Here is a 23,905-nt window from a genome sequence, read left to right as displayed (position 1 = left end):
ATATTTGAGGTGAAATTAATGAAAAAAGAGTTGAATAAATATAGTAAAAGATTGACAGAAGATAAATCGCAAGGTGCTTCTCAGGCTATGTTATACGGCACGGGGATGAGTGATAACGATATGCATAAGCCTCAAATTGGTATTGCTAGTGTATGGTATGAAGGTAATACTTGTAATATGCATTTAAACCAACTTGCTCAATTTGTCAAAAATAGTGTTGAAAAAGAGAACCTCAAAGGCATGAGGTTTAATACTATAGGTGTTAGTGACGGTATTTCTATGGGCACAGATGGTATGAGTTATTCTCTGCAGTCTAGAGACCTTATTGCAGATTCAATTGAAACTGTAATGTCTGCGCACTGGTATGATGGGCTAGTATCTATACCTGGTTGTGATAAGAATATGCCAGGATGTATGATGGCTTTAGGTAGACTTAATAGACCAGGATTCGTGATCTACGGAGGTACTATCCAAGCTGGGGTTATGCGTGGTAAGCCAATTGATATTGTTACAGCATTTCAGAGTTATGGTGCTTGTATATCTGGACAAATCACAGAACAAGAGCGTCAAGAAACTATCAAAAAAGCATGCCCAGGAGCTGGAGCATGCGGTGGTATGTATACTGCAAATACTATGGCGTGTGCTATAGAAGCTTTAGGAATGAGTTTACCATTTAGCTCATCAACTCCAGCAACTTCTGTTGAGAAAGTACAAGAGTGCGATAAAGCTGGTGAAACTATCAGAAATCTTTTAGAGCTAGATATTAAGCCAAGAGATATTATGACCCGTAAAGCTTTTGAAAATGCAATGGTTCTTATTACAGTTATGGGTGGTTCAACAAATGCGGTACTTCATTTATTGGCTATGGCAAGTTCAGTAGATGTTGATTTAAATATTGATGATTTCCAAGAAATAGCTAATAAAACACCTGTTCTAGCAGACTTTAAGCCTAGTGGTAAATATGTGATGGCTGATTTGCATGCTATAGGTGGTACACCAGCTGTAATGAAAATGTTACTAAAAGCAGGTATGTTACATGGTGATTGTTTAACGGTAACTGGTAAGACTTTAGCGGAGAATCTTGAGAGTGTAGCAGATCTGCCTGAGGATAATGCAATTATTCACAAGTTAGACAATCCTATTAAAAAAACTGGTCATCTACAAATTTTAAAAGGTAATGTTGCTCCGGAAGGATCTGTGGCTAAAATAACGGGTAAAGAAGGAGAAATCTTCACCGGTGTAGCAAATGTTTTTGATTCAGAAGAAGGGATGGTTGCTGCAGTTGAAGAGGGAAGTATTAAAAAAGGTGATGTAATAGTTATACGTTATGAAGGTCCTAAAGGAGGTCCTGGTATGCCTGAGATGCTTAAACCAACATCACTCATAATGGGTGCTGGGCTAGGTCAAGATGTCGCTTTAATCACAGATGGACGTTTTTCTGGTGGTTCGCATGGCTTCATTGTTGGACATATTGCTCCAGAGGCGTATGAGGGTGGTATGTTAGCATTATTAGAAAATGGCGATAAAATTACGATTGATGCAATTAATAACGTTATAAATGTTGACTTATCAGATCAAGAGATTGCTCAAAGAAAATCAAAGTGGCAAGCGCCTAAGCAAAAGGCAAATAGAGGAACGCTTAAGAAATATATAAAAACAGTTTCATCAGCTTCAACAGGATGCGTTACAGATTTAGATTAAAAATTTGTAAAAAAAACTACTAAATATACTTTTTCTATTTAAAAATTTCAAGTCCATGTCTATAATGATTTAACATTTAGTGATTTAGTAACATTGCTAAGTGTAGTTAATTGTTGAATAATATTGAAAAAAGGAGAGTGCTAAAGTATGAAAATAACAGGCTCTCAAGCCATCGTGAAATCATTGGAAGCTCAAGGGGTTGATTGTATATTTGGGTATCCTGGCGGTGCTATTATGCCTACATACGATGCTTTGCATGAGTCAAGGGACAAAGTTCACCATGTTTTGGTTAGACATGAGCAAGGTGCAGTACATGCAGCAGTAGGTTATGCTAGAGCTACTGAAAAAGTTGGTGTTGCAATAGCAACTTCAGGACCTGGAGCAACAAATCTTATTACAGGAATTGCTGATGCGCAGATTGACTCGGTTCCTATTGTTTGTATCACTGGTCAGGTTTTTAGTCCATTGCTAGGTACTGATGCTTTCCAAGAAGCAGATATTATAGGAATGTCTGTCGCGGCTACAAAGTGGAATTATCAGATAACAGATCCTAATGAGATACCAGAAGTATTTAAAAAGGCTTTTGAAATAGCGTCAAATGGTAGACCAGGTGCTGTACTAATTGATATTACAAAAGATGCTCAAGTCGGTATGATGGAGTATAAAGAAGCAGTTGGTAACAAACATGGCAAATGGTTGCATAAGCCAACTATAAATATGGATGATATTTTAAAAGCTTCTGAATATATTAATAATGCTAAGAAACCTATTTTGATTACAGGTCATGGTGTAATGCTATCTGGAGCTGAGGAAGCTGTTCTAAAAGTTGCTGAGAAAGGAAATATACCAGTTGTAAGTACACTGTTGGGCTTATCAGCTTTTCCTTACAATCATCAACTTTACAAGGGTATGTTAGGTATGCATGGTAATTATGCAGCAAATGTTCTTTGTAACGAAGCAGATGTGGTAATAGCAGTCGGTATGAGATTTGATGATAGAGTAACTGGTGATTTGAATCATTATTTGCCAAATGCAAAGATTATTCATATAGAAATTGATCCTTCTGAAATTAACAAAAATGTTAAAGCAGATATTGGTATTAATGCTGATGCAAAAGAAGCACTAAATTGTTTGTTACCATATATCGCTAATAACTCTCACAGTGAGTGGCATCAGGAGTTTGCATCTGAGCATGATAAAGAAGTCAAAGCTATCATCAATGATGAAACTATGCCTGTTGAAGGCGAAATTAAAATGGCTGAGGTGATTAGTTTACTTTCAAAAGAAACTAATGGACGAGCTATTGTAGTATCTGATGTTGGGCAGCATCAAATGATTGCTGCTAGATATTACCAGTTTTTAGAAACTAATTCTCATATTAGTTCTGGTGGCTTAGGTACAATGGGATTTGCATTACCCGCTGCTATCGGTGCTAAGATGGGTGTTAAAGATAATAGAACAGTTGTTGCTGTAATTGGTGATGGCGGGTTCCAAATGAATATCCAGGAGTTAGCAGTACTAAATCAAGAAGGGATTAATGTTAAGATATTAATATTGAATAACTCGTTTTTAGGAATGGTTCGCCAATGGCAAGAATTGTTCTTTGAAAGTAGATACTCTTATACAAACATATCTTCTCCTGATTTTGTTAAGGTTGCTGAAGCATATGGTATTGAAGCCGAAAGAGTTAAAGAAAGAAAAGATCTTAAAGATGCTATAGCTAGATTTCTTAACTCAGATAGTTCATACTTACTTGAGGTAATGGTGGAAAATCAAGAAAATGTTTTCCCAATGGTACCTGCTGGAGAATCAATTAGTAATACTAAATTAGGAATAGAGGAGTAGCGCTATGAATGAAAATATATATTTTATAACAATGAATACTGAAAATACCCTTTGCGTGCTACAAAGAATTTCTTCTGTTCTTTCACGTAACCGTGTTAATATTGAGCAATTGACTGTATTTGAGACTGCAAACAAAGGAATTTCTCACTTTAATCTTGTGGTTCATGGTACTCAAGATAAAATAGAAAAAATTGTTAAAAAGCTAGCAAATGTGATCGAGGTAATAGATATTAATATAACAAACTGTTTGCCTATGCAAGGAGCTGTAGTAAGTGAAATTCCTCAAAATATAAAAACAGTTAGTCAGAGGAAAGCAGCTTAATATTAAAATTTATGAGAAAATAACAAATCGCATAGATGAAGTTTTGCAGTGTTGGAAAAACAAATATAACTCAGTAAGAATTTAATTTTGAAAAGGCATTAGAAATTTTAAAGAATAAGACTATAGCAATTGATTGTGGGTCTAGTTTAGCCTCTTAATTTAAGAGATAATGATTCTAATCTAATAATTGGACAAAGAGAGAATTCTAAGTCATGGGATAAAGTAATCGAAAATGATTGGGTTGTTGGCGAATTTCTATTCAACATTGCTAAAGCTACGCCTAGAGGTGTATTCTCTGATTTATATAATGAAGTGAAAAATGGTAATGAAGCACAAAGGACTATTCATAAAACTAGTCATGCTTACTGTTATCGCAAAGAGCTTGAAGAGCTAAGTTAAATAGCAGTTTGCCAAGCTGATAAAACAGTTAGATCTCTTTGTCCTAATAAGTTATTAAATCATAAAACTGTTTCTAATAGTTATTAATAAATATATTATTTAATTAATGTGAGATATTTTTTAGGAATTTCTCTATAAACTCTATTCTTTGTTCAGCGGTTTTAGTGCTTTTTGTGATGAGTAGATCTTGTTCTTTCGTGATTCTAAAATCAGCGGGTTGAGCTTGAATTAGCTTTATCAGCTTTTGAGGCTCAAATTTAGTAGTATTGGCAAAATTAATCTTACCAGATGTAGCAAACATTTTTATTTGTCCAATACCTAAATTTATAGCATCAATTTTTATGTGAGCAACTTTTAAAAGATATAATACTTCAACAGGTAGCCTGCCAAAACGATCAATAAGTTCAATTTTTATATTTACTAATTCTTTATGATCGGCTTTTGAAATTCGCTTATAAATATTTAATCTAGTATTTACATCACTAATATAGTTATCAGGAATTAGCGTTGGGATATTAAGCTCAACTTCACAAACAGTTGAGTTAATGACATCTTCAATATTTAGCTCCTTCCCAGCTTTAAGATTAGCAATCGTTTTATCTAAGAGATCCATATATAGATTTAGACCTATACCATCAATATTACCACTTTGTTCTTGTCCAAGAATCTCTCCAGCCCCACGAATTTCTAGGTCATGATTTGCGAGTGTAAAGCCACCTCCAAGTGAATCAGTGCTACCAATAGCCTCTAACCTTTTTATAGCATCTTTCGTAATACTACCTTCACTAGGAACTAACATATATGCGTAAGCTTGATGGTGTGAACGACCAACTCTACCTCTTAACTGATGTAGCTGGGCTAGACCTAGATTGTTAGCATTTTCAATAATTAAGGTATTTGCATTTGGTATATCAATACCAGTCTCAATAATTGTGGTACAAAGTAGTATATGATATTTGTTATGCTTAAAGTCAAACATAACTTTTTGGATTTCTTTTTCACTCATCTGACCATGTGCTATAGCTATTCTTAAACGTGGGAATAGTTCTTCGAGAATTTCTTTTTTCTTTTGGATAGTATCGACTTTATTATAAAGATAGAAAATTTGTCCACCACGAATGGTTTCACGACTTACAGCTTCACGAATTATATTATTATCATACTCCTTAACAAATGTTTTTACAGATAAACGTTTAGCAGGAGGTGATGCAATAATTGACAAGTCGCGAAGTGCTGAGAATGCCATACTTAAACTACGAGGAATAGGTGTGGCTGACATAGTTAATATATCTATTTCAGCCTTTAGAGCTTTTAGTTTCTCCTTTTGTGCAACACCGAAACGATGTTCTTCATCAATAATTAATAAGCCTAAATTATTAAAGTCAATCTTTGAGGATATAAGTTTGTGTGTACCAATCACTATATCAACGGTACCTTTTTTGAGATTATCAAAAAGCTCTTGTTGAGCTTTTGCTGTTTTTGAACGAGTAATAACCTCGATATTTACAGCAGTATTAGCAAACCTGTCTTTAAAACTATTATAGTGTTGTTGAGCTAAAATAGTTGTAGGTACTAGAATAGCTACTTGTTTTTGATTTTGAGTTGCTAGAAATGCTGCCCGCATTGCAATTTCAGTTTTACCAAAGCCAACATCGCCACAAATAAGTCTGTCCATTGGCTTAGCAGATATCATATCTTTAAAGACATCATTTATCGCTAAGAGTTGATCAGGCGTTTCTTCATATGGAAAATCTGCACAGAATCGTAGATATTCTTCTTCATCTAAAGAATTGCTGAATCCTTGTCGCATTTCTCTTTTTGCATATATTTCTAAGAGATTTGCAGCAACATCGATAATCTTTTTGATAGTCTTTTCTTTTTGCTTTTTCCATTTATCTGAACCAAGTTTATTTAATGCTATTTTTTCAGTAACAGAAGAGTTATAAATAGAAATTAGATTTAATGAAGTGATTGGCACATAAATTTTTGCATCATTTGCATATCTTAGAAGTATAAACTCATCTTTTTTACCATTTAATTCAATACTTTCTAAGCCTTCGTATCTGCCAATACCATGATCAATATGGACTACATGCATTCCGGGTTTTAGATCTGTCAGATCTTTAAGGTCAACAGTAGGGTGATGATCATGTTCTGATATTTTAGAAGAATTTTGAATATGCTCGGGAAATAGGTCAGATTCAGTAATCAGTATAATTTTCTTGTCGATTATTACACCTTCTTGAAAAGGTGAGATAATTAAGCAAAATTTATCTTTGGTTTTAAGAGCATCGTCAAAACTTTTTGCAATTCTTATATTTAACTGTAACTTATTCAAATGTTCTAAAAGTATCTCACCACGTCCATTCGAATCAGTTGAAAATATAACTTTATCAAAATTAGAGCTATCTATTAATTTTTGTAAATCCCTAAAAGGATTAGCTAATTTATAGTTTGCTGAGATTTTTTCTAGATGATCTATATTTAGAGTTTTAGACTTGGATTTTGGTTGTTGGAACCATTTGATATGTTGATGTTTTTCATACAGATCTTTGACTTCTTTTTGTGAATAAAAAAGTTCTTGATATGGTAAAACAGGTCTATCAATATCATGTTTTAACTCGTTATATCTATATTTAACCTCTTCTGAGAATGCTTCAATTGAGTTGCTAATATTGTCAATAAGGTGGATATTTGCAGACTTTGGTAAGTAGTCAAATAGACTAACAAGTTCAGGATAAAATAATGGTAAATAGAATTCTATACCACTAAAGTATTCATTATTTTTTATATACGTTGCAATAGTTGAATTTTGCGATTGTTCGCCACATTGTATTTTGAGTTTTTCTAATGCAAAAGAAGTATTTTGTGAATTATAAATCAACTCATGTGAAGGCATGATGTTTATAGATTTTATTTCTTTGCCGGAGCGTTGAGTTTCTGTATCTAACTCTTTGATTGTATCAACTTCATCATCAAAAAGATCAATTCTAAAAGCTACTTTTGATCCAACTGGGAAAATATCAATAATACTACCACGGATACTAAACTCACCTTTTTCAAAAACATTGTTTACTAAGGTATATCCAGCTTCGGTTAGTAATACTTTTTGTTTGGTTATATCTAGAGTATCACCAATCTTGAGTATGAAACTATGTTCTTTGATAAACTTGGCAGGTGGAAGTTTTCTTAATGTATTTGAAATACTTGTTATTACTAGAGTATTTTTAGGATTCTGTGTAAGTTTATGCAATATTTCTTGTCTTCTTGAGATAATGTCTATTGCTGCAGAAAATCTATCATAAGGTAGTATTTCTAAGTTAGGAAAATAGAATACTTCTATTTTTGAGTCTTTATTTAGATACTTTAATTCATCATAAACTCTATGCGCTTGTTGAGAGTCTTCAGCAAATATTAGATTAAATTCTCTATTTTGTTTAAGATATTCATTAAACAGAATGCTAAAAGAAGAACCATAAGCATTGGACACAATAGTATCTTTTGCAGATATTTGATTATTGAGCATTAAAATTTAGTAGATTAGAAATTATTAGAATAAATAATAATATAAATTAGTCTCTATCGCCAGCTACAGCACCAAAGATTTGTAGTAGAGTTACGAAGATATTAAATAGAGAAACATATATATTAACAGTTGCTAGGATATAGTTAGTTTCTTCACCTCTTACAATAGCATTTGTTTGCCATAAGATAAATCCACCAGAAATAAATGCAAACACTAGCGAAATTACAAATCCTAAAGCAGGTATTTGTAAGAAGATGTTAAGTACTAAAGCAACTATTGCAACAATAGCACCTATAGCACAGAATGATCCTACTCTATTAAAGTTTCTAGCAGGGCTCATAGCAACTGCAGATAGACCTAAGAAGATTAGGCCTGTAGTACCAAAAGCCATCATTATAAGTTCAGCGCCATTTGAAAATTGCTGAATGTATAAGTTTAGAATTGGACCTAATGAGTACCCTAGTAAACCAGTTAATGCGAATGTTAAAACTATTCCCATAGGAGAGTTTTTAGTAGCATTGATACCAAACAATAAACCAATATAAACTACAAGCATTAGTATAGGATTTAACACTGCAGCGCCTGAGCTCATAGCAACAAAAGCCATCAAAGCACTAAATAACAATGTCATTGACAGTAACCAATATGTATTTCTAAGAACTCTATTAGCTCTTAGTACAGACTCTTGTGATAGGGAGTCTATTACACGAGTATTATTTTCAAAGTTATTCATTTTTTCTCCTTTTTTAAATGTTTTATATATGAATAAAATTCAATCAGATCTGATTATAGCATATTTGTATATTCTTAAATATGGGGCGAGAAGCTAAATTTACAAGAAAATTATTTATAGGCTAATAGAAATATCATATAAGAAGGATACGAATATTAAAGAAGAAAATATTAGGTACAGTAGACTAGTTGTGATAACTTCGTTTTTCCCACCAGCAAGTATTTTACCTAATGAAAAATATATAGGTACAATAAAAATATTTAAAACCAAAGCTAGTATCGTTGCCACAATTAGAGCTAGGTTACAAAAGAGAGTATTGTTTGTGAAAATGGCTATCATTAAAATAAAAACTCTTAAGGTTTCTATGTAGAGCATTGTCTTTATGATGTGAGACTTCGTAATTGATTCTATACGTAAAGTTATTAGTTTGAATCGCCATCCAAAATATATGATTATGCATATAAAGTATCCTGCTAATAAAAATGAGAATGTACTTAAAGGAGAGTTAAGATATTTTGGATCTACTACATTTTCATATCTAAGAAAACTAAGATAAAAGATTTTATTCGCTGCTAGAAGTCCTAGACTAAAATATATGTATTTTAGGAGGTTTGTACCACTTTCTTTATTATTTGAGATGGTAAGGATATGAAGATATATCAAAGAAATTGGTAATATGACCAAATTTATACTACTAAATACATTTAGGTTTTGTAATAAGTAAAATAAAACAAAAGAGAATATAAAGAATATTAATAATACTCCATAAAAGCTAATGTCAATTCGTTCAGTTTGGTTTGTTAGAGATGTGTTAAGTTTGTAACTGTTCTTTAAGAAAAAAACTAGTAAAAATATAGCTATGAATAAATAAAATATTTTAAAATTATATAAGTTTTTAAATATTGTAATATAGGTGATAATACCTATTGCTATACCAAGTAAAGCGCTAGAATACACGCCTATAAACCCATACATTCTACGTAAATCTGTTTTTAGATAAAAAGCACTTAAGTTAAAAAGAAGATTAACTATTACTATAGCTATTCCAATCCATAAGACAGAACAGCTAAATAATGTTATGTTATCAATAAATGAGAGAATCATAGCTATAATTATAAGCTGTAGTCCATGAACTATTGATTTAGTTGAACCAAAAAGATAGTTGCTGATACAGCCAAAAATTCCAGCAAAAAAAATGACAAAGAGATAGTCATTCCTATTATAGAATAAATCAATATCACCATAACTATTTAGAATAGTCATGAAAGGTCCAATACATAAGCACAGGCAAAATGTCATAAAGGCAATGATATGTAGACCCTTAGGTTGCTTAAAATGAATATTTACTTGAGATATTTTTTTAATATTTCTCATTATTTAAGTACTAACTCTTGTAATTTAGTTAAATAATTCTGTTCATCTGGTAGAGTATTGTATTTTTGTGACAGCCATATTTCCTCTGCTAGATAGTCTATCATAAGATGGTGTACTTTATGCTCATCATTGTTGTTTTTACTAAGTAGTTGATGATATGTGGTATTTATCCCGATAGGGCGATTAGTTTGTACTTGTTCAATAATTGCTAAGTGAAGGCTAATATGCAAAAAAGGATTTATTTGTCCCATTTCAGGCGAATAATCTTTGTCAATGTTTTCAATAGTAATTTGTTTATGATACTCAGGGTGTAACTCTATTATTCTAGATATTTGTTCTTCAATGGCTGTGAGTGGTTTTTTATCTAAAAACTTAGCCCAACTATCTATAAAAAGCTTACGAAGTTCATATCTGTCTTGAGAGAGAATCATAAATATTTTTCCTTATCCTTAAATTCACAGTACTCAAAAATTATACAATTACGACATTTAGGTTTTTGAGCTGTGCATATATATCTACCATGTAGTATTATCCAGTGATGTGCATCTTGAAGATACTCTTTAGGAATTACACGTAAGAGTTTTTTTTCAACTTCATTGACATTTTTACCTTTGGCTAACGGTATACGATTTGCAAGTCTAAAAATATGAGTATCAACCGCCATAGTTGGTTGATTAAATGCTGTGTTAAGAACTACATTTGCAGTTTTTCTACCGACACCCGCTAGAGATATTAGATCATCGAAGTTATCAGGAACTTGGCTATCAAATTTTTCGATTAAATCTTTACATGTTGTGATTACGTTTTTTGCTTTAGTTTTATATAATCCAATAGATTTAATATATTGGGCTAGCTTTTGTTCTCCAAGAGAGTATATTTGCTCTGGAGTATTAGCTATTTTATATAAAACTTGTGTTGCCTTATTCACACTGACATCAGTAGCTTGAGCTGATAAAATAACCGCAATTAATAGTTCAAAATTTGATGAATATTCTAACTCAGTTGTTGGACTAGGATCATTTTGTTTCCAAGTTTCAAAAATTTGGATTCTTTTCTGTCTATTCATTATTTGGTGTAGATTTTTTTCTATTTTTATATTTTGCTAATGAAGCTGCAATATAAGCCTTTTTATCTATTTCTTGAGCAGTAGCAATATTTTTATAGACAGCTCTTTGCTTGGCTTTTGTTTGACTTACTCTATATTTGTGGTACTCATATCTATCTTTGAAATGATTCTTTTGGTGAGTATATTGTTTCTCATCAAGATTATCAGGTTGCATATCTGTAGCTAAATCAACTAGAGATATACAATCCATAGGACATGGTTCAATACAAAGTTCGCAACCAGTACATTCTGACTCAATTATAGTGTGCATCAGTTTTTTTGAACCAACAATAGCATCAACAGGACATGCAAGTAAACATTTCTCACAACCAATACACATAGACTCATCAATCTTTGCTACAGCACGAGGTTTGTGTTGACCAAGTGAGCCATCAAGTGGTATCTCAGGTTTGTTTAAAAGTTTAGATAATTCTTTTAAAGTCTTTTCTCCACCAGTTATACACTTATTATGATTTTCGCCATTCGTAATAGCCTTAGCATAACTATAGCAGTCATCATAAGTACATTTTTGGCACTGTGTTTGCGGTAATATTTTATCTATTGCTTCTATGGATATAATCATTTTAATATAGTTCTATATTTGTTTTGGTTTCTATACTTTTTATGTAACTATTAATATTATCAGGAACCTCAAGTAAATCCCTGGCCATGGTTAGTATGAAGAATATTGGAAAAATATTTATATCATCCCAAGAAAAATTATCTCCATTGATGAAAGGTATTTTGACAAAAGGTTCTATCTCTTTGAGGATTTTATTAATTGCTATAATTGAGTCGTAGGGAGGATTTTTAAGTAAAGAATCAAAATCCCCAATGTATTGAGATTTCTTGTTTATAAAATACTCTTTAGCACTTTGTGTTGGGAAATCACATTCATTACGAGGGTGATGAGGAATGCGAGGGTATACTATCCTACGATAATGTTCTGCTAATTGAGCAACCAATTCTTTAACAGAGCTATTAATCATTGATTCTGCTATGTCAAAATTTTGAGTTTTTGCTATAAACTTACATATTTCATCACTTTCTATTATAAAAGTACCATCGTCTTTCTCTAGAAAAGGAACTTGCTTAGAGCCAATTCTGTCTATATGAGATTTTTCATCATCATTCGCTAAGATTATCATCTCATAGTCTAATTTGCTAAGATCTGCCACTAGTCTAACTTTTATACAATACGGGCAGTGATGGTAAAGATATATTTTCATATTTTATTAGTATTTTCAAATCTATGAGGCTAATTATATCATTTATCACAATTAGATAAATGTCTTAAAACATTATTGATATGAGATATTTTTAGTGATTATAATTATTTTTAATAGATATTAAAAAGTTATATTGGCAGGAGAGTGTTTCCAGTAGTCTTGACTTTTACCCATTTTATAGCCTAATTCGTATAACTGATTCATTTCTAGATTATCAAATGGTTCTTGTGATATCGGATTGTAACTATATGGGATGTATGTGAAATTATATTTAAAACCATCTTTCATGCTTAGGTAATATATTCTGAACAAATCACCTACACCTTGAGATGTAGTTAAAGTGAATAGAGCTTTAGTTCCTATTGATAAAAAACTTTGATCAACAGGAACATAATCTTTATGAATTTTGCTATTGCGAATTATATATAATGATTTATCAATTTCATCATGATAGTTAATTTTGTTTAAAGCCTCTGAAAAATCAACACTAAAACCGTATAAAAACACCTCTGTCATCATACCGCCATCAACATGTAATTCATCATAATCTTTATGGTCTACTTTGACATCAAATTTTACTGGAGGAAACGCTACAGGTATAGATGCAGATGCTAGTAATATCTTTCTGATAAGTGCTAGAGATTTTTCTTTATCTGGTTGGATTGCAATCTCTCCAATATTCCAGATATTGACTCTTTGATTATCAATATTAGTAGTGCCAATATATAGTCTTCTACCTTCATTATGAGCCTTGATAATATCATCGAAAACTTCTTGAGTCATATATTTCTCAATTAGTTTTTCAAGAGGTTTGGTTGATGCTAAAGAGGCAGAGTTACCTAATACAGCATTAGTGAGATCAATTTCAAACACATCTTTAGCTGAAATTGTTGTAAATGCTTCTTTTAATTTTTGATCATATTTTTCACCTAAAAAAGCAAATGGAGCTACTAAAGCCCCTGTACTTATGCCTGTGACTAAATAAAATTCAGGCCTTTTTCCAGACTGGGACCATCCATTGATAATACCAGCACTAAATGCACCATCACTACCACCTCCTGATAGAGCTAAAATATCTATTTTAGGGTTGTTATCTTGGCTTGATAAATACTTTACTAGACTTTGCTCTAAATCTTTTTGGAAAAATTGATTTTTACCATATCCGTGAGCTCTAACTGTTTCATAGTCCTTTATATTTGCTTTTTGAGCATATTCTTTTGGGACGGGATTCCTATTTACAGAACAATTAGTAAGAATTAGAGTTAATAGTATTAAAAATATATTTCTGAGTATAGTCATAATAAATTATTTAGTGTTTTCTGGTTAGTTATTATTATCTACAGATAGAGCAGGTAAGTTACTAATCTAAAAGTCATTAGATGATATCATAATTTATGATTAATATATAAAATTAAATCTTTATTTTTATTTAATAGAAAGTTCTTTGCTATAATTCTATATTTCTTTTTTATTAAATACGTAATAGTATAAAAATATTCTATTTTCTAAAGAGCTTATATGTTAAAAGATTTAAGAACAAAACAAAGCTTTACAATTGCTGCTATAACATTTTGGGGTCAGTTTGCCACTTACAGTTTCAATGCTATTTTAATTTTGTATTTGACAAAGTCTGTACTAGATTATGGTATTGGTTTTTCTGAGAGTCATGCTTACTCATTTCAGGGTATTTATAAAGCAATGAATTATGCAATTATTATGTTTGGTGGATATATTGCTGATAGGTACCTTGGTTTGAGAAGATCAATATTCTGGGGTAGTTTACTATTAGCTTTTGCATACTTAGCTGTATTTTTAAGTGGTTTCATAGTCCATGTAAGTAATGAATTTTTTATTTTTGCATTTGCTTTGGTTCCAGTCTGTGGGTCATTATCAATGGGTACTGCATCTGCAATGGTTTCTAAAATCTATAGCACAGATCCTGTTCATGCAAAAAGTGGTATGACTATGTTTTATATATCTATTAATTTAGGTAGTTTGTTAGCATACTTAGTAGCACCCGCATTGATAGGATATCAATTTGGTGCTCTAGCTGTATTAGGTATAGTCTTTGTTGGTAAATTAATAGCTATAGCAAACTTTTCTTATAGGTATAAAATTTATGATAATGTTGTTGATGAAGCTGACAAAAGTCCAATGACGATTATAACTAAGAAGGTCGTTTTAGGGTATTTAGCCATAGTATATATTTTTACAGTAGTTTGTTATCACTACCCAGATTATGCAAATGTTGTAATTGCAGGTATTAGTATACTTTGCTTAGTGATATTTTTATTTAGAACAATTTTTTTCTTAAAAGAAGATGTACGGATTAAGCAAATAGTAGGTTTGATATTAATAATTGTAGCTGTAGTATTTTTTGTTATCTATAATCAGATGGAATCTACTCTTGTAATGGCCGCAAAGAATAATTCTGATCTTTTAATGTTTGGCTTTAGTGTCAATCCAGCAAGCTATCAAATGGTTAATCCAATTTTGATAATATTTGGTGGGATGCTACTTATAAGAATATATCCATTGTTACCGAGATTTTATATACCTTACCAATTTGCAGTAGGAGTCTTGTTAGCTGCTATTGGTTTATTTGTAATGTATTATGGCTTCTCTCATGATAATAATGGGATCATAAGTGGTAACTATATTACTTTATCATATATTTTGATTTCCATATCAGAGCTGTTTGTAAGTGCGATTGGCCTTAGCATGATAGGTATTTATTGTGATGGTAAGACTATAGGTTTTGCTATGGGTGCATGGTATATATCTGCTTCTATGGCAAATTCTATTACAGGATTATTAAACCAAGTTGTTGCTCTTCCAGAAGATGGAATCAGCACAGTAGAGAGTGCTAGTTTGTATCAGACTTATTTTTTTGATACAAGTATTAGTGTTATGTCTATAGGAATATTTATACTTGTACTTGCATATTTTTTGATAAGATTTATGAAAAGAAGGAAAATAGATTTTGTGTAAGTATTAGCCTAAGTCAGGAGCGCTAAAGCTTCTTTTAGCAGCTTCTTGGTCTAACATGTATAAACCACCATCTTTAACTAGCTTAATTTTGTTTATCATATCGTTAACAGTAGCTTCTTCTTCAACCTGTTCGTCAATGAACCACTGTAAGAAACTCTTAGTAGCATGTTCTCTTTCTTCTAGTGCTATATCCATCAAGCTATAAAATCTATTAGTAACTTCTTGCTCGTGCTCAAGAGTTGCTTCAAAAGCCTCAAGCAATGAGTTGAAATGATTCTGAGGAGCAGAGACAGATTTAACTTCTATGCGACCATTTTTGTCGTTTATGAATTTCATAATTTTTTTAGCATGGAAAAGCTCTTCTTCATACTGCGCCATAAACCAATTAGTAAAACCACCAAGGCCTAAATCTTCAGTATATCCAGCCATCGCTAGATAAAGATTAGCTGATTCAAGTTCATAATTAAATTGATCATTTAGAGCATCTAATAATTTTTGTGATAGCATGACATTTTCCTCATTATTTATAATTTACGGATTAAGTTTAAATGTTTTTAGCATCATCTGCAAATTTATAGGCGAAATGATTTTTGGATATTGGATAAGTTATTTTTGTTGAGAATATAATCTTAAAGTAAATATTTATAAATAGGAGTTTATATTTTATAATGTAGTCAAAATTACGGATTTATAAAAGTTTCAATAATTATATGAAAGAAATATCTAGTATAAAAGTGAAAGTTGAGAGTGGTACAAAATATACTACAGACCATGGTTTCCACGCTGTCAAAGATGGCATTAGAAACAAAAAAGAAAATTCTGTACATATACGCAAACCAGAATGGTTAAAGGTAAAGAAGCAAGATTCGAAAGAGTATTTGAAAGTTAAGTCTATAACCAAAAAACATAAATTAGCAACTGTTTGTGAAGAAGCAAAGTGTCCAAATATTAATGAGTGTTGGTCTCATGGAACAGCTACAATTATGCTAATGGGAGCAGTGTGTACCAGAGCATGTAAGTTTTGTTCTGTTGATACGGGTAACCCAAAAGGTTGGCTAGATAAAGAAGAACCTCAGAATACAGCAGAAAGTGTTAAACTTATGAATCTAGAGTATGTTGTATTAACATCCGTGGATCGTGATGATTTAGAGGATGGTGGAGCTGGACATTATGCTGATACAATAACAGCTATCAAGAAACTAGATGAGAATATAAAAGTTGAGGCTTTGACTCCTGATTTTGCGGGAGTTAAACAGAATGTTGATAAAATCATTAATACAAAAGTTGATGTAATAGCTCAAAATATAGAGACTGTAGAACGTTTGACGCATCCTGTACGTGATCCTAGAGCTGGATATTGGCAAACACTAGAATTTTTGAGATATGTCAAAGAAAAAGCACCTAGTGTACTAACTAAAACTAGTATTATGGTTGGCCTTGGTGAAACCGATGAAGAAATTTATAAGACAATGGATGATGCTCGAAGTGTTGGAGTGGATATAATAACTCTTGGTCAGTATATGCAGCCGACAAAGCATCATCTAAGTGTGGAGAGGTTTGTAACTCCTCAGCAGTTTGAAGAATATCGTAAAATTGGTCTTGAAAAAGGATTTTTAGAAGTTGCCTCTGGCCCAATGGTTAGATCAAGTTATAGAGCTGATAGAGTTTTCAAAAGAAATAATCTAGATTTGTAAATAAAAACGTAAAGGTGAGTTTAAAATGTCAAAAATAGCGGTAGTGTTATCTGGTTGTGGCTATCTAGATGGTTCAGAGATACAAGAAACTGTTTTAACTATATTAGCTTTAGAAAAACAAGGTGTAGAGTGGCAGGGAGTTGCTCTTAATAAAAATCAAAAGCATGTTATTAATCATTTGCATCAAAATGTAGATAATAAGGCATCTCCGCGTAATATTTTAGAAGAGTCAGCACGAATTACTAGAGGCAATGTTATTGATATTGCAGATGCAGATAGTGATGAGTATGATGCAGTAATTTTCCCAGGTGGTTTTGGAGCTGCTAAAAATATTATGGATTTTGCATTTGTGGGTGATGAAAGCTATCAGATGGATGAAGATGTATTAACCTTTGCAAGAGCATTTTATCTAGCTGATAAGCCAGCAGGTTATATCTGTATTGCTCCTTTGATGATACCTTTAGTTTATCCAGAAGGTACAAAAGCAACCGTAGGAACAGATGATAATACATCAGCAATCTTAGAGAAAAAAGGTGCAGAAGCTGTTATTATGGATGCAACAGATATATGTGTTGATGAGTCTGTAAAAGTTGTATCAACTCCAGCGTATATGTGTGCTAAAAATATTTTAGAAGCATCTCAAGGTATTGATAAATTAGTAGAAAAAGTGGTTAGTTATATATAAATTAAAATAGGTGTAAAAATGGCAGGTCATAGTAAATGGGCTAATATTAAGCATAAAAAAGCTAAAGAAGATGCTAAAAGAGGAAAAATTTTCACAAAGCTTATCCGAGAAATAACTGTTGCTGCAAGATTAGGTGGGGGCGATAAAGATGCTAATCCACGTTTGAGAGCGGCTATAGCAACAGCTTTTGCAAATAATATGAGTAAAGACACTGTTGAAAGAGCTATACTAAAGGGAGCTGGTGGAGATGATGGCGCTAATGTTGAAGAAGTGCGCTATGAAGGCTACGGACCTGGTGGAGTTGCTATAATAGTAGACTGTATGACTGATAATCGTAATCGTACAGTTGGTGAGGTTCGTCATGCGTTTACAAAAAGTGGTGGTAATTTAGGCACTGATGGTTCAGTTGCGTATATGTTTACAAAAAAGGGTATCATCTCTTTTGCTCCAGGAGTTGACGAAGATGCTCTTATGGAAGTGGCTCTTGAAGCTGGTGCAGAAGATATTATTACTCATGAAGATGGAAGTATTGATGTTTTTACAGCACCTAATGACTTCTCAGATGTGCAAGAAGCATTGGTAGAAAAAGGATTTGAATCTGAAAGTGCTGAAGTAACTTTTGATGCTGAAACAAAGGCTGATATGGAAATTGAAGTGGCTGAGAAAGTTATCAATCTAATTGATAAGTTAGAAGATCTTGATGATGTGCAGAATGTATACTCTAATGCCAACTTCACTCAAGAGATTATGGAGCAATTAGGCTAAATATTCTATAGTAATACATTATGGTTTTTATTCTAAAATATTATACATAATTTATAAAAGCTTCTATCTATTGAGAATTATCTATAATAAAATTCTTCTAAGTTTGTCCAACAAAAATCTATAAATGGTAATCCTAGGAATAGATCCTGGTTCAAGAATAACAGGCTTTGGAGTTATAAAGATACAAGATAACAAAGTATACTATGTGGCAAGTGGCTGCATTCGTATTACGGAAACCGGTACTGCTAAAAGGCTCAAACAAATCGCCGATGGTATCACAGAAGTTATAAACATTTATGCTCCAGATGAATCTGCTATTGAGCAGATATTCATGTTTCAAAATCCTGGTGCAGCACTTAAGCTTGGACAAGCTCGAGGTGTAGCAATGTGCACTCTTGCTATTAATAACCTTGAAGTATCAGAATACTCAGCTAAGCAAGTTAAACAAGCCGTAGTTGGAACAGGTGGAGCAGCTAAGTCTCAAGTCCAACACATGATACAGTCAATATTAGGCTTAAGTAAAAAACCACAAGAAGATGCAGCAGATGCTTTAGCTATAGCAATATGTCACTATCATAGTAGTAAATCTCTAGCTAGAATCGCTGGAGCTAGTCGAGTTGTACATAAAAGAATCAAATAGTATAAAAAATAGTTGCTTGGGTAATACCTTAATATTCCAACATATCAAAAAGTAAAAGGTTTTTTATGCGGTGGTATACAAAAGAAATTAGTAAATTAACAGGAGTATCTGTTAAGACTTTACATCATTATGATAGCTTAGGCTTGTTAGTTCCTGCACGTAATATAAATGATTATAGAATTTATACTGAAAAAGTCATTAATTGGATAGATAAAACTACGGAAGCTTACTTTTGAGCTAGATTAAGAAGCATATTTATTAGTCTTGAGACTAAAAAGGTAGTCTTGTAGCAGAGCAGTTTGGACAGCTATTAGATGAAGTCTTTGGCAATGAAGATAGTTTAAAACTAAACTTTTTTGAACAAATGTTTAATCATAAGAAAGTACCTGAAAAAACTAAAAAATGGGTCAAGCAAAATCAAAAGATCTTTTTATAGCTAATAGATTGATAAAATATTTGTTTATATAGTCTTCAGTGCTTATAATGGCGTTATTAAGATGATAATCAGTTTTATAAAATGAATTCAAAATACTATTTTAGAGCTTGTACAGTTTGGCTTATTGGTGCAACATTTTTCTTTTATGAGTTTTTCCTAAGAGTATTACCAAATTCATTACATCAGGAGATTATTGATAGTTTTCAAGCAACAGCGTTTAGTTTTTCATTATTTGGTGGAGCTTTTTATCTTTGTTATTCTGCCTTGCAAGTTCCAGTAGGATTTATATTTGATAAATATGGTATAAAAAAATCATTATTCTTTGCTACTATTGCATGTGCTTTAGGTGCTTTATTATTTTCTCTTACATCTAGTATATATGTTGCAATCTTTGCTAGATGTTTAATGGGTATTGGTGCTGCGTTTGGTTTTTTAGGATTGTTGATAATTTCAACACAATGGTTCCCTGTTAGATATATGGGAATTCTGTCAGGCTCTACTCAGATACTTGGAACTCTTGGTCCAATTTTAGCTGGTGGGCCATTATTGTTTTTTGTTAGCTATTTAGATAGTTGGAGATTAGTAATATTAATATCTGCTATTATTGGAATTTTTTTGGCCGCTCTAATTTTAATTTTTGTCAAAGAGGGCGCTAAAGCTGCTGAAACTCTAAGTAAACAAGAAGTAAATAGCGAAATTAAAGGTAATCTTTTAAATAAGAATCTAATTACTATATACGTTTATGCTTTCTTTATTTACTGTTCCATACCTACTTTAGGAGCTATATGGGGAGTAAGTTTGCTAGAAACTAAAGGTTTTACTGCAACTCAGGCATCATATTCTGTTGCATTTTTATGGTTAGGATTGGGTATTGGTAGTCCATTTTTTGGGTTTTTATATGACAAGTTTAAAAATAGAATTAATATGTTGTTCGTGGTATCTCTACTAGGATTTGTCTGTGTTTGTGTATTATTGTTTGTACAGTTAAATCACCTAATGAGCATGATAGTATTATTTTTGATAGGATGTGCAGCAGCAGGTCAGACGTTATCTTTTACAGTAATTGCTAATTATAGAGCAGAGAAACCAAAGTCGATATTTTTTGGTATAAACAATACAGCTGTTATGCTTTCAGGATTTGTTGTTCCTTTAGTCGTTGGAGTTTTGGTGAATAGTTTTGATTTAGATATTTCTGTTGCTCTTATGACCCTACCAGTTGCATTCTTAGTTGCACTTATGGTTAGTTTGAAGTTAAATACAATTCAAAAGTGCTAAGGAACTGACAATGATTAGTTTTATTAAAGGAACTTTAATCGAAAAAGATCCAACAGCTTTACTTATAGACGTAAATGGTCTTGGTTATGAGGTTTTTGTACCAATGACTACGTTTTATTCTTTAGGAGAGCTGAATAGCCAAATTAGTCTTTATACTCATTTTGTAGTTCGTGAGGATGCTCAACAGTTATATGGTTTTAAATCAAAAGTTGATAAAAAAGTTTTTCAAGAGCTAATAAAAGTAAGTGGTATAGGTGCTAGAACCGCTATTGCAATATTATCTGGTATGGATTCTACGACACTTCTGCATTGTATTGAAAATAAAGATTATGGATTATTAGCTACTGTACCTGGTATTGGTAAAAAAACCGCAGAACGTCTAGTTGTTGAGATTTATGATAAGCTATTGAAAATGGCAAATGAAATTTATAGTCAATCATCTGATACATCTACAAATTCGAATACAAGTAGTGCTCAACAGAGCGAAACTCCAGCTGCTATTTCAAACTCAATTTTTGGTGAATCAGTAGATGCTCTTTTAGCTCTTGGTTATAAACAAAAAGACGCAGAGAAAATGATTCGTGGTACTATTGGAGAATCAACAACAGCTGCTGAGGCAATTCGTAAGGCTCTTCAAGGGTCTATAAGATCAAAAAATAAATAATCTAAGGAATCTAAAATGATATTAGCTATAGCATTGATAGTGCTATTAGTCATCTGTGGCATAGTGCTGTTTTTTAATCTTAATAAAAAATCTAAAGAAGCAAAGCATATTCGTGCTCAATTTGATGATTACAAAAATTTAGTACAGCAAGAATTGTTGTCTTTGCGTAGCAAAGAATTAACTCTTGATACACTTTTAGATCAAGAAAAGCAAAAGAATTTAGAGTTAAAACAAGATAATAATCTTCGTGTAGATGAGCTTAAGCAGGAGCTTAAAGAAGAAAGAGAAAAAACGTATAGCTGTATTGAAGAAATAAAAAACTACAAATCGCAAGTATCAATGCTTGAAACTCAGCTTAAAGAGCAGAATAATGCGATGCAAGATAAATTAGAGCTTATACAAAATAGTGAGACTAAGTTAAAAACTGAATTTGAAAATCTAGCTACTAAAATCTTTGAAGATAATTCAAAAAAGCTTAGTGAGCGTAATCAAGAAAGCTTAAGTAGTGTTTTAAATCCTGTACGCGAGCAACTTAAAGATTTTAAGCAAAAAGTGGAAGATGTCTATGATAAGGAATCTACAGCTAGAGGGGTTCTACAAAATGAGTTGAAAACTCTTAAAGAGTTAAACCAAAAAATGACTGTTGAAGCTCATAATCTGACAAATGCTCTTAGAAGTAGTACAAAGCAACAAGGTATCTGGGGTGAGATGGTACTTGAGAATGTTCTTGAAAAGTCTGGACTAAGAGAAGGCTTTGAGTACTTCAGAGAAAAACATACTACTGATGATGAGGGCAAAGCATATCGTCCTGATGTGGTTGTCAAATTGCCTGATAATAGAGATATTATTATAGATGCCAAGACTTCGTTATTTGCGTACAATGATTATATGGCTGCAGATGATGAGCAAAAACAAAATCATTTAAAAGCCCATATTCGCTCTATTAGAGAGCATATTAGAGGTCTTTCTAATAAAAATTATGAAAATTTAAAAGGTATAAATTCATTAGATTTTATATTTATGTTTATACCTGTAGAAGGGGCTTTGCTATTAGCATTAGATAACGATACTAATCTTTATGATGAAGCATTTAAACAAAAGATCATCTTAGTTAGTCCTACAACTTTATTAGTAGCATTACGAGCTGTTGAAAATACTTGGCGTTATGAGAAGCAAGCTCAAAGCATTACAGACATTTATAGTAGAGCGGAAGAGTTGTATAAGAAGTTTGTCGGTTTTGTAGAGGATCTAGAAAAGGTTGGTAAATCTATAAATGATGCTAATAAATCTTATGAGAATGCTTTTAATAAGTTAAAAACAGGCCGTGGAAACTTAATTGGTCAAGTTGAAAAGCTAAAAGTAATATCTAACATAAAGCCTAAAAAAGAGCTTGATAATAATTTAGTTGAAAATGCTATGGGTGATGGTGAGTAGGAAAAATGAAGATTTTTAAAGAATATTTTTTTATAAAGTCTTTTTGGCAGTATCTTGGTCAGTCACAAGACAAGAATTATCGTATTTTACATATTGTAGTAGGTATTGCTGTTTTGTTTCAGATTATAAATAGTAATTTTGTGCATACTAAATATGGACTTAACTCATGGGCATATATTCATATGCTTAGTGGGCTAGGGTTAGCTGTGTTAAGCGTACTATTGCTTATTATGTCATTAGACAAAAGAGGTATGAGATACTATTTTCCATATTTGTATGGTGATTTCTCAGCGCTTAAAGAAGATCTACTAGAGTTAAGAAAGTTTAAATTACCTAATGCTCGTAGTGGTAGTCTTGCTGCCATAGTCCAAGGTTTAGGTTTATTAGCTTTAACTCTGGCATGGGTTACAGGATTTTTTTGGTTCACAGCTTGGAACTATCAGTCAGCATATATTGATAATTTAAAAGCTATTCATAAAACACTAGTTGATCCTGTTGAGATATATATCTATGCTCATGCTCTAATGGGTATTTTGCACTACATTTTACAAAGATACTTTCCAGATAGAATTAGTGGAGTTAAATAATATTAAGAAATTTTTTTTGATAAAGGCTTCAGAAAATCATCAATAGTGCAATGATTTTCGATAGGATGGCGAAGGTTTTTGTCTTTATTGATACTGTAATGGTTATTTCTGCCAACTTTTTTTACTTTTAAATAGGCTGTCTCGGTTAGGTCACTTAGAATATTTAGGACTGCTCTTTCAGTGATCCCAACCTTGATAGCCATATCTCTAATAGTTATGTTTGGGTTACTATTAATGAGACATAACACGTGTGAATGGTTAGTCAGAAAAGTCCAACTTTGTTGTTTCTTAGTAGCCATTATCTATACTTTAGATTATCAATTAGTTAATTATACTGGAGAATATGGCAAAGATGAATGGTGAAGCACAATTTGCCTCTGTACACGATAAAAAATATTGAAAGGACTGATTAAAGCCTTATATATTCATTATTTGCGAAAGATGAAAAAGTACTTTAATCAGCTAAGAGGAAGTCTATCTGAAATATTCAATTGGCACAA

23 protein-coding genes and 1 pseudogene are annotated in these 23,905 nt (G+C 32.1%); 14 read left to right on the top strand and 10 right to left on the bottom strand.

The window, feature by feature from the left end:
- Positions 1 to 18 precede the first annotated feature (18 nt).
- The 4 genes and pseudogenes from ilvD to F3D57_RS10500 form a co-directional block, all read left to right on the top strand.
- Positions 19 to 1,701 carry a dihydroxy-acid dehydratase gene (gene ilvD, locus F3D57_RS03455; protein WP_150465207.1) on the top strand — a complete coding sequence of 561 codons (1,683 nt, stop codon included), beginning with the start codon at positions 19 to 21 and terminating at the stop codon, positions 1,699 to 1,701.
- A 147-nt stretch (positions 1,702 to 1,848) separates the two neighbouring features.
- Positions 1,849 to 3,546 (top strand): biosynthetic-type acetolactate synthase large subunit, encoded by a 1,698-nt coding sequence (gene ilvB, locus F3D57_RS03450; protein ID WP_150465206.1) that lies wholly within the window; start codon positions 1,849 to 1,851, stop codon positions 3,544 to 3,546.
- Positions 3,547 to 3,550: 4 nt separating this feature from the next.
- Positions 3,551 to 3,868, top strand: coding sequence for an acetolactate synthase small subunit (locus F3D57_RS03445; RefSeq protein WP_150465205.1), 318 nt, complete (start codon positions 3,551 to 3,553; stop codon positions 3,866 to 3,868).
- A 282-nt stretch (positions 3,869 to 4,150) separates the two neighbouring features.
- A pseudogene (locus F3D57_RS10500) lies at positions 4,151 to 4,267 on the top strand (ketol-acid reductoisomerase); the annotation flags it as partial.
- 103 nt (positions 4,268 to 4,370) lie between these two features.
- Here the strand turns inward: F3D57_RS10500 and mfd are convergent.
- The 8 genes from mfd to F3D57_RS03405 all read right to left on the bottom strand — a co-directional run bounded on the left by mfd (position 4,371) and on the right by F3D57_RS03405 (position 13,533).
- Positions 4,371 to 7,793 carry a transcription-repair coupling factor gene (gene mfd, locus F3D57_RS03440; protein ID WP_150465204.1) on the bottom strand — a complete coding sequence of 1,141 codons (3,423 nt, stop codon included), beginning with the start codon at positions 7,791 to 7,793 and terminating at the stop codon, positions 4,371 to 4,373.
- Positions 7,794 to 7,839: 46 nt separating this feature from the next.
- A complete protein-coding gene (locus tag F3D57_RS03435; RefSeq protein ID WP_150465203.1) occupies positions 7,840 to 8,526 on the bottom strand; it encodes a Bax inhibitor-1/YccA family protein in 687 nt (228 codons plus the stop codon).
- A 114-nt stretch (positions 8,527 to 8,640) separates the two neighbouring features.
- A complete protein-coding gene (locus F3D57_RS03430) occupies positions 8,641 to 9,900 on the bottom strand; it encodes a hypothetical protein (protein ID WP_146421217.1) in 1,260 nt (419 codons plus the stop codon).
- Positions 9,900 to 10,331 carry a DUF1841 family protein gene (locus tag F3D57_RS03425; RefSeq protein WP_150465202.1) on the bottom strand — a complete coding sequence of 144 codons (432 nt, stop codon included), beginning with the start codon at positions 10,329 to 10,331 and terminating at the stop codon, positions 9,900 to 9,902. The genes F3D57_RS03430 and F3D57_RS03425 overlap by 1 nt, the downstream gene beginning before the upstream one ends.
- Positions 10,328 to 10,966: an endonuclease III gene (gene nth, locus F3D57_RS03420; protein WP_150465201.1), complete on the bottom strand. Its 639-nt coding sequence runs from the start codon at positions 10,964 to 10,966 to the stop codon at positions 10,328 to 10,330. The genes F3D57_RS03425 and nth overlap by 4 nt, the downstream gene beginning before the upstream one ends.
- The gene (locus tag F3D57_RS03415) at positions 10,959 to 11,588 is read right to left on the bottom strand and encodes an RnfABCDGE type electron transport complex subunit B (protein ID WP_150465200.1); all 630 of its coding nucleotides are present in this window, start codon (positions 11,586 to 11,588) and stop codon (positions 10,959 to 10,961) included. The genes nth and F3D57_RS03415 overlap by 8 nt, the downstream gene beginning before the upstream one ends.
- 1 nt (position 11,589) lies before the next feature.
- Positions 11,590 to 12,234, bottom strand: a complete 645-nt coding sequence (grxB, locus tag F3D57_RS03410; protein ID WP_150465199.1) for a glutaredoxin 2 — start codon at positions 12,232 to 12,234, stop codon at positions 11,590 to 11,592.
- A gap of 120 nt (positions 12,235 to 12,354) precedes the next feature.
- Positions 12,355 to 13,533 (bottom strand): patatin-like phospholipase family protein, encoded by a 1,179-nt coding sequence (locus tag F3D57_RS03405; RefSeq protein ID WP_150465198.1) that lies wholly within the window; start codon positions 13,531 to 13,533, stop codon positions 12,355 to 12,357.
- A gap of 219 nt (positions 13,534 to 13,752) precedes the next feature.
- Here F3D57_RS03405 and F3D57_RS03400 point away from each other — a divergent pair, with 219 nt between their 5' ends.
- Positions 13,753 to 15,225: a peptide MFS transporter gene (locus F3D57_RS03400; RefSeq protein ID WP_150465197.1), complete on the top strand. Its 1,473-nt coding sequence runs from the start codon at positions 13,753 to 13,755 to the stop codon at positions 15,223 to 15,225.
- A 3-nt stretch (positions 15,226 to 15,228) separates the two neighbouring features.
- Here F3D57_RS03400 and F3D57_RS03395 read toward each other — a convergent pair whose 3' ends face one another.
- Positions 15,229 to 15,732: a ferritin gene (locus F3D57_RS03395; protein WP_013923318.1), complete on the bottom strand. Its 504-nt coding sequence runs from the start codon at positions 15,730 to 15,732 to the stop codon at positions 15,229 to 15,231.
- 203 nt (positions 15,733 to 15,935) lie between these two features.
- On the opposite strand from F3D57_RS03395, the gene lipA reads away from it, so the two are divergent.
- From lipA to F3D57_RS03350, 9 genes are all read left to right on the top strand, one after another.
- Entirely contained in the window at positions 15,936 to 16,919 is a 984-nt protein-coding gene (gene lipA / locus F3D57_RS03390; protein WP_146421225.1) for a lipoyl synthase, read from the top strand.
- Positions 16,920 to 16,944: 25 nt separating this feature from the next.
- Positions 16,945 to 17,604 (top strand): isoprenoid biosynthesis glyoxalase ElbB, encoded by a 660-nt coding sequence (elbB, locus tag F3D57_RS03385; RefSeq protein WP_149368119.1) that lies wholly within the window; start codon positions 16,945 to 16,947, stop codon positions 17,602 to 17,604.
- Between the two features lie 18 nt (positions 17,605 to 17,622).
- Positions 17,623 to 18,369 carry a YebC/PmpR family DNA-binding transcriptional regulator gene (locus tag F3D57_RS03380; protein WP_146421227.1) on the top strand — a complete coding sequence of 249 codons (747 nt, stop codon included), beginning with the start codon at positions 17,623 to 17,625 and terminating at the stop codon, positions 18,367 to 18,369.
- 124 nt (positions 18,370 to 18,493) lie between these two features.
- Positions 18,494 to 19,009 (top strand): crossover junction endodeoxyribonuclease RuvC, encoded by a 516-nt coding sequence (ruvC, locus tag F3D57_RS03375; RefSeq protein WP_013923314.1) that lies wholly within the window; start codon positions 18,494 to 18,496, stop codon positions 19,007 to 19,009.
- A 65-nt stretch (positions 19,010 to 19,074) separates the two neighbouring features.
- On the top strand, positions 19,075 to 19,245 hold the full coding sequence (locus tag F3D57_RS03370; protein ID WP_150465196.1) for a MerR family DNA-binding transcriptional regulator: 171 nt from the start codon (positions 19,075 to 19,077) through the stop codon (positions 19,243 to 19,245).
- 281 nt (positions 19,246 to 19,526) lie between these two features.
- On the top strand, positions 19,527 to 20,720 hold the full coding sequence (locus tag F3D57_RS03365) for an MFS transporter (protein ID WP_146421229.1): 1,194 nt from the start codon (positions 19,527 to 19,529) through the stop codon (positions 20,718 to 20,720).
- 10 nt (positions 20,721 to 20,730) lie between these two features.
- Complete coding sequence (gene ruvA / locus F3D57_RS03360) at positions 20,731 to 21,384, top strand: Holliday junction branch migration protein RuvA (RefSeq protein WP_150465195.1); 654 nt, start codon at positions 20,731 to 20,733, stop codon at positions 21,382 to 21,384.
- Positions 21,385 to 21,399: 15 nt separating this feature from the next.
- A complete protein-coding gene (gene rmuC / locus F3D57_RS03355) occupies positions 21,400 to 22,818 on the top strand; it encodes a DNA recombination protein RmuC (protein WP_150465194.1) in 1,419 nt (472 codons plus the stop codon).
- A gap of 5 nt (positions 22,819 to 22,823) precedes the next feature.
- Positions 22,824 to 23,405 carry a cytochrome b/b6 domain-containing protein gene (locus F3D57_RS03350; protein WP_150465193.1) on the top strand — a complete coding sequence of 194 codons (582 nt, stop codon included), beginning with the start codon at positions 22,824 to 22,826 and terminating at the stop codon, positions 23,403 to 23,405.
- A gap of 2 nt (positions 23,406 to 23,407) precedes the next feature.
- Here the strand turns inward: F3D57_RS03350 and F3D57_RS03345 are convergent, their stop codons facing one another.
- Complete coding sequence (locus F3D57_RS03345; protein WP_041263787.1) at positions 23,408 to 23,704, bottom strand: helix-turn-helix transcriptional regulator; 297 nt, start codon at positions 23,702 to 23,704, stop codon at positions 23,408 to 23,410.
- Positions 23,705 to 23,905: the final 201 nt, after the last annotated feature.

Source organism: Francisella sp. SYW-2 (assembly GCF_008711475.1).
GTDB classification, from domain to species: domain Bacteria; phylum Pseudomonadota; class Gammaproteobacteria; order Francisellales; family Francisellaceae; genus Francisella; species Francisella salimarina.
This window is presented reverse-complemented; position numbering and strand designations above follow the sequence as displayed.

Coding starts and splice junctions, on each gene's coding strand:
- nth (WP_150465201.1), bottom strand. CDS start 10,966: ATGAATAGACAGAAAAGAATCCAAATTTTTGAAACTTGGAAACAAAAT.
- F3D57_RS03435 (WP_150465203.1), bottom strand. CDS start 8,526: ATGAATAACTTTGAAAATAATACTCGTGTAATAGACTCCCTATCACAA.
- mfd (WP_150465204.1), bottom strand. CDS start 7,793: ATGCTCAATAATCAAATATCTGCAAAAGATACTATTGTGTCCAATGCT.
- F3D57_RS03405 (WP_150465198.1), bottom strand. CDS start 13,533: ATGACTATACTCAGAAATATATTTTTAATACTATTAACTCTAATTCTT.
- F3D57_RS03445 (WP_150465205.1), top strand. CDS start 3,551: ATGAATGAAAATATATATTTTATAACAATGAATACTGAAAATACCCTT.
- F3D57_RS03345 (WP_041263787.1), bottom strand. CDS start 23,704: ATGGCTACTAAGAAACAACAAAGTTGGACTTTTCTGACTAACCATTCA.
- grxB (WP_150465199.1), bottom strand. CDS start 12,234: ATGAAAATATATCTTTACCATCACTGCCCGTATTGTATAAAAGTTAGA.
- rmuC (WP_150465194.1), top strand. CDS start 21,400: ATGATATTAGCTATAGCATTGATAGTGCTATTAGTCATCTGTGGCATA.
- F3D57_RS03430 (WP_146421217.1), bottom strand. CDS start 9,900: ATGAGAAATATTAAAAAAATATCTCAAGTAAATATTCATTTTAAGCAA.
- lipA (WP_146421225.1), top strand. CDS start 15,936: ATGAAAGAAATATCTAGTATAAAAGTGAAAGTTGAGAGTGGTACAAAA.
- F3D57_RS03380 (WP_146421227.1), top strand. CDS start 17,623: ATGGCAGGTCATAGTAAATGGGCTAATATTAAGCATAAAAAAGCTAAA.
- ilvB (WP_150465206.1), top strand. CDS start 1,849: ATGAAAATAACAGGCTCTCAAGCCATCGTGAAATCATTGGAAGCTCAA.
- F3D57_RS03415 (WP_150465200.1), bottom strand. CDS start 11,588: ATGATTATATCCATAGAAGCAATAGATAAAATATTACCGCAAACACAG.
- F3D57_RS03395 (WP_013923318.1), bottom strand. CDS start 15,732: ATGCTATCACAAAAATTATTAGATGCTCTAAATGATCAATTTAATTAT.
- F3D57_RS03365 (WP_146421229.1), top strand. CDS start 19,527: ATGAATTCAAAATACTATTTTAGAGCTTGTACAGTTTGGCTTATTGGT.
- ilvD (WP_150465207.1), top strand. CDS start 19: ATGAAAAAAGAGTTGAATAAATATAGTAAAAGATTGACAGAAGATAAA.
- ruvA (WP_150465195.1), top strand. CDS start 20,731: ATGATTAGTTTTATTAAAGGAACTTTAATCGAAAAAGATCCAACAGCT.
- ruvC (WP_013923314.1), top strand. CDS start 18,494: ATGGTAATCCTAGGAATAGATCCTGGTTCAAGAATAACAGGCTTTGGA.
- F3D57_RS03350 (WP_150465193.1), top strand. CDS start 22,824: ATGAAGATTTTTAAAGAATATTTTTTTATAAAGTCTTTTTGGCAGTAT.
- F3D57_RS03370 (WP_150465196.1), top strand. CDS start 19,075: ATGCGGTGGTATACAAAAGAAATTAGTAAATTAACAGGAGTATCTGTT.
- elbB (WP_149368119.1), top strand. CDS start 16,945: ATGTCAAAAATAGCGGTAGTGTTATCTGGTTGTGGCTATCTAGATGGT.
- F3D57_RS03400 (WP_150465197.1), top strand. CDS start 13,753: ATGTTAAAAGATTTAAGAACAAAACAAAGCTTTACAATTGCTGCTATA.
- F3D57_RS03425 (WP_150465202.1), bottom strand. CDS start 10,331: ATGATTCTCTCTCAAGACAGATATGAACTTCGTAAGCTTTTTATAGAT.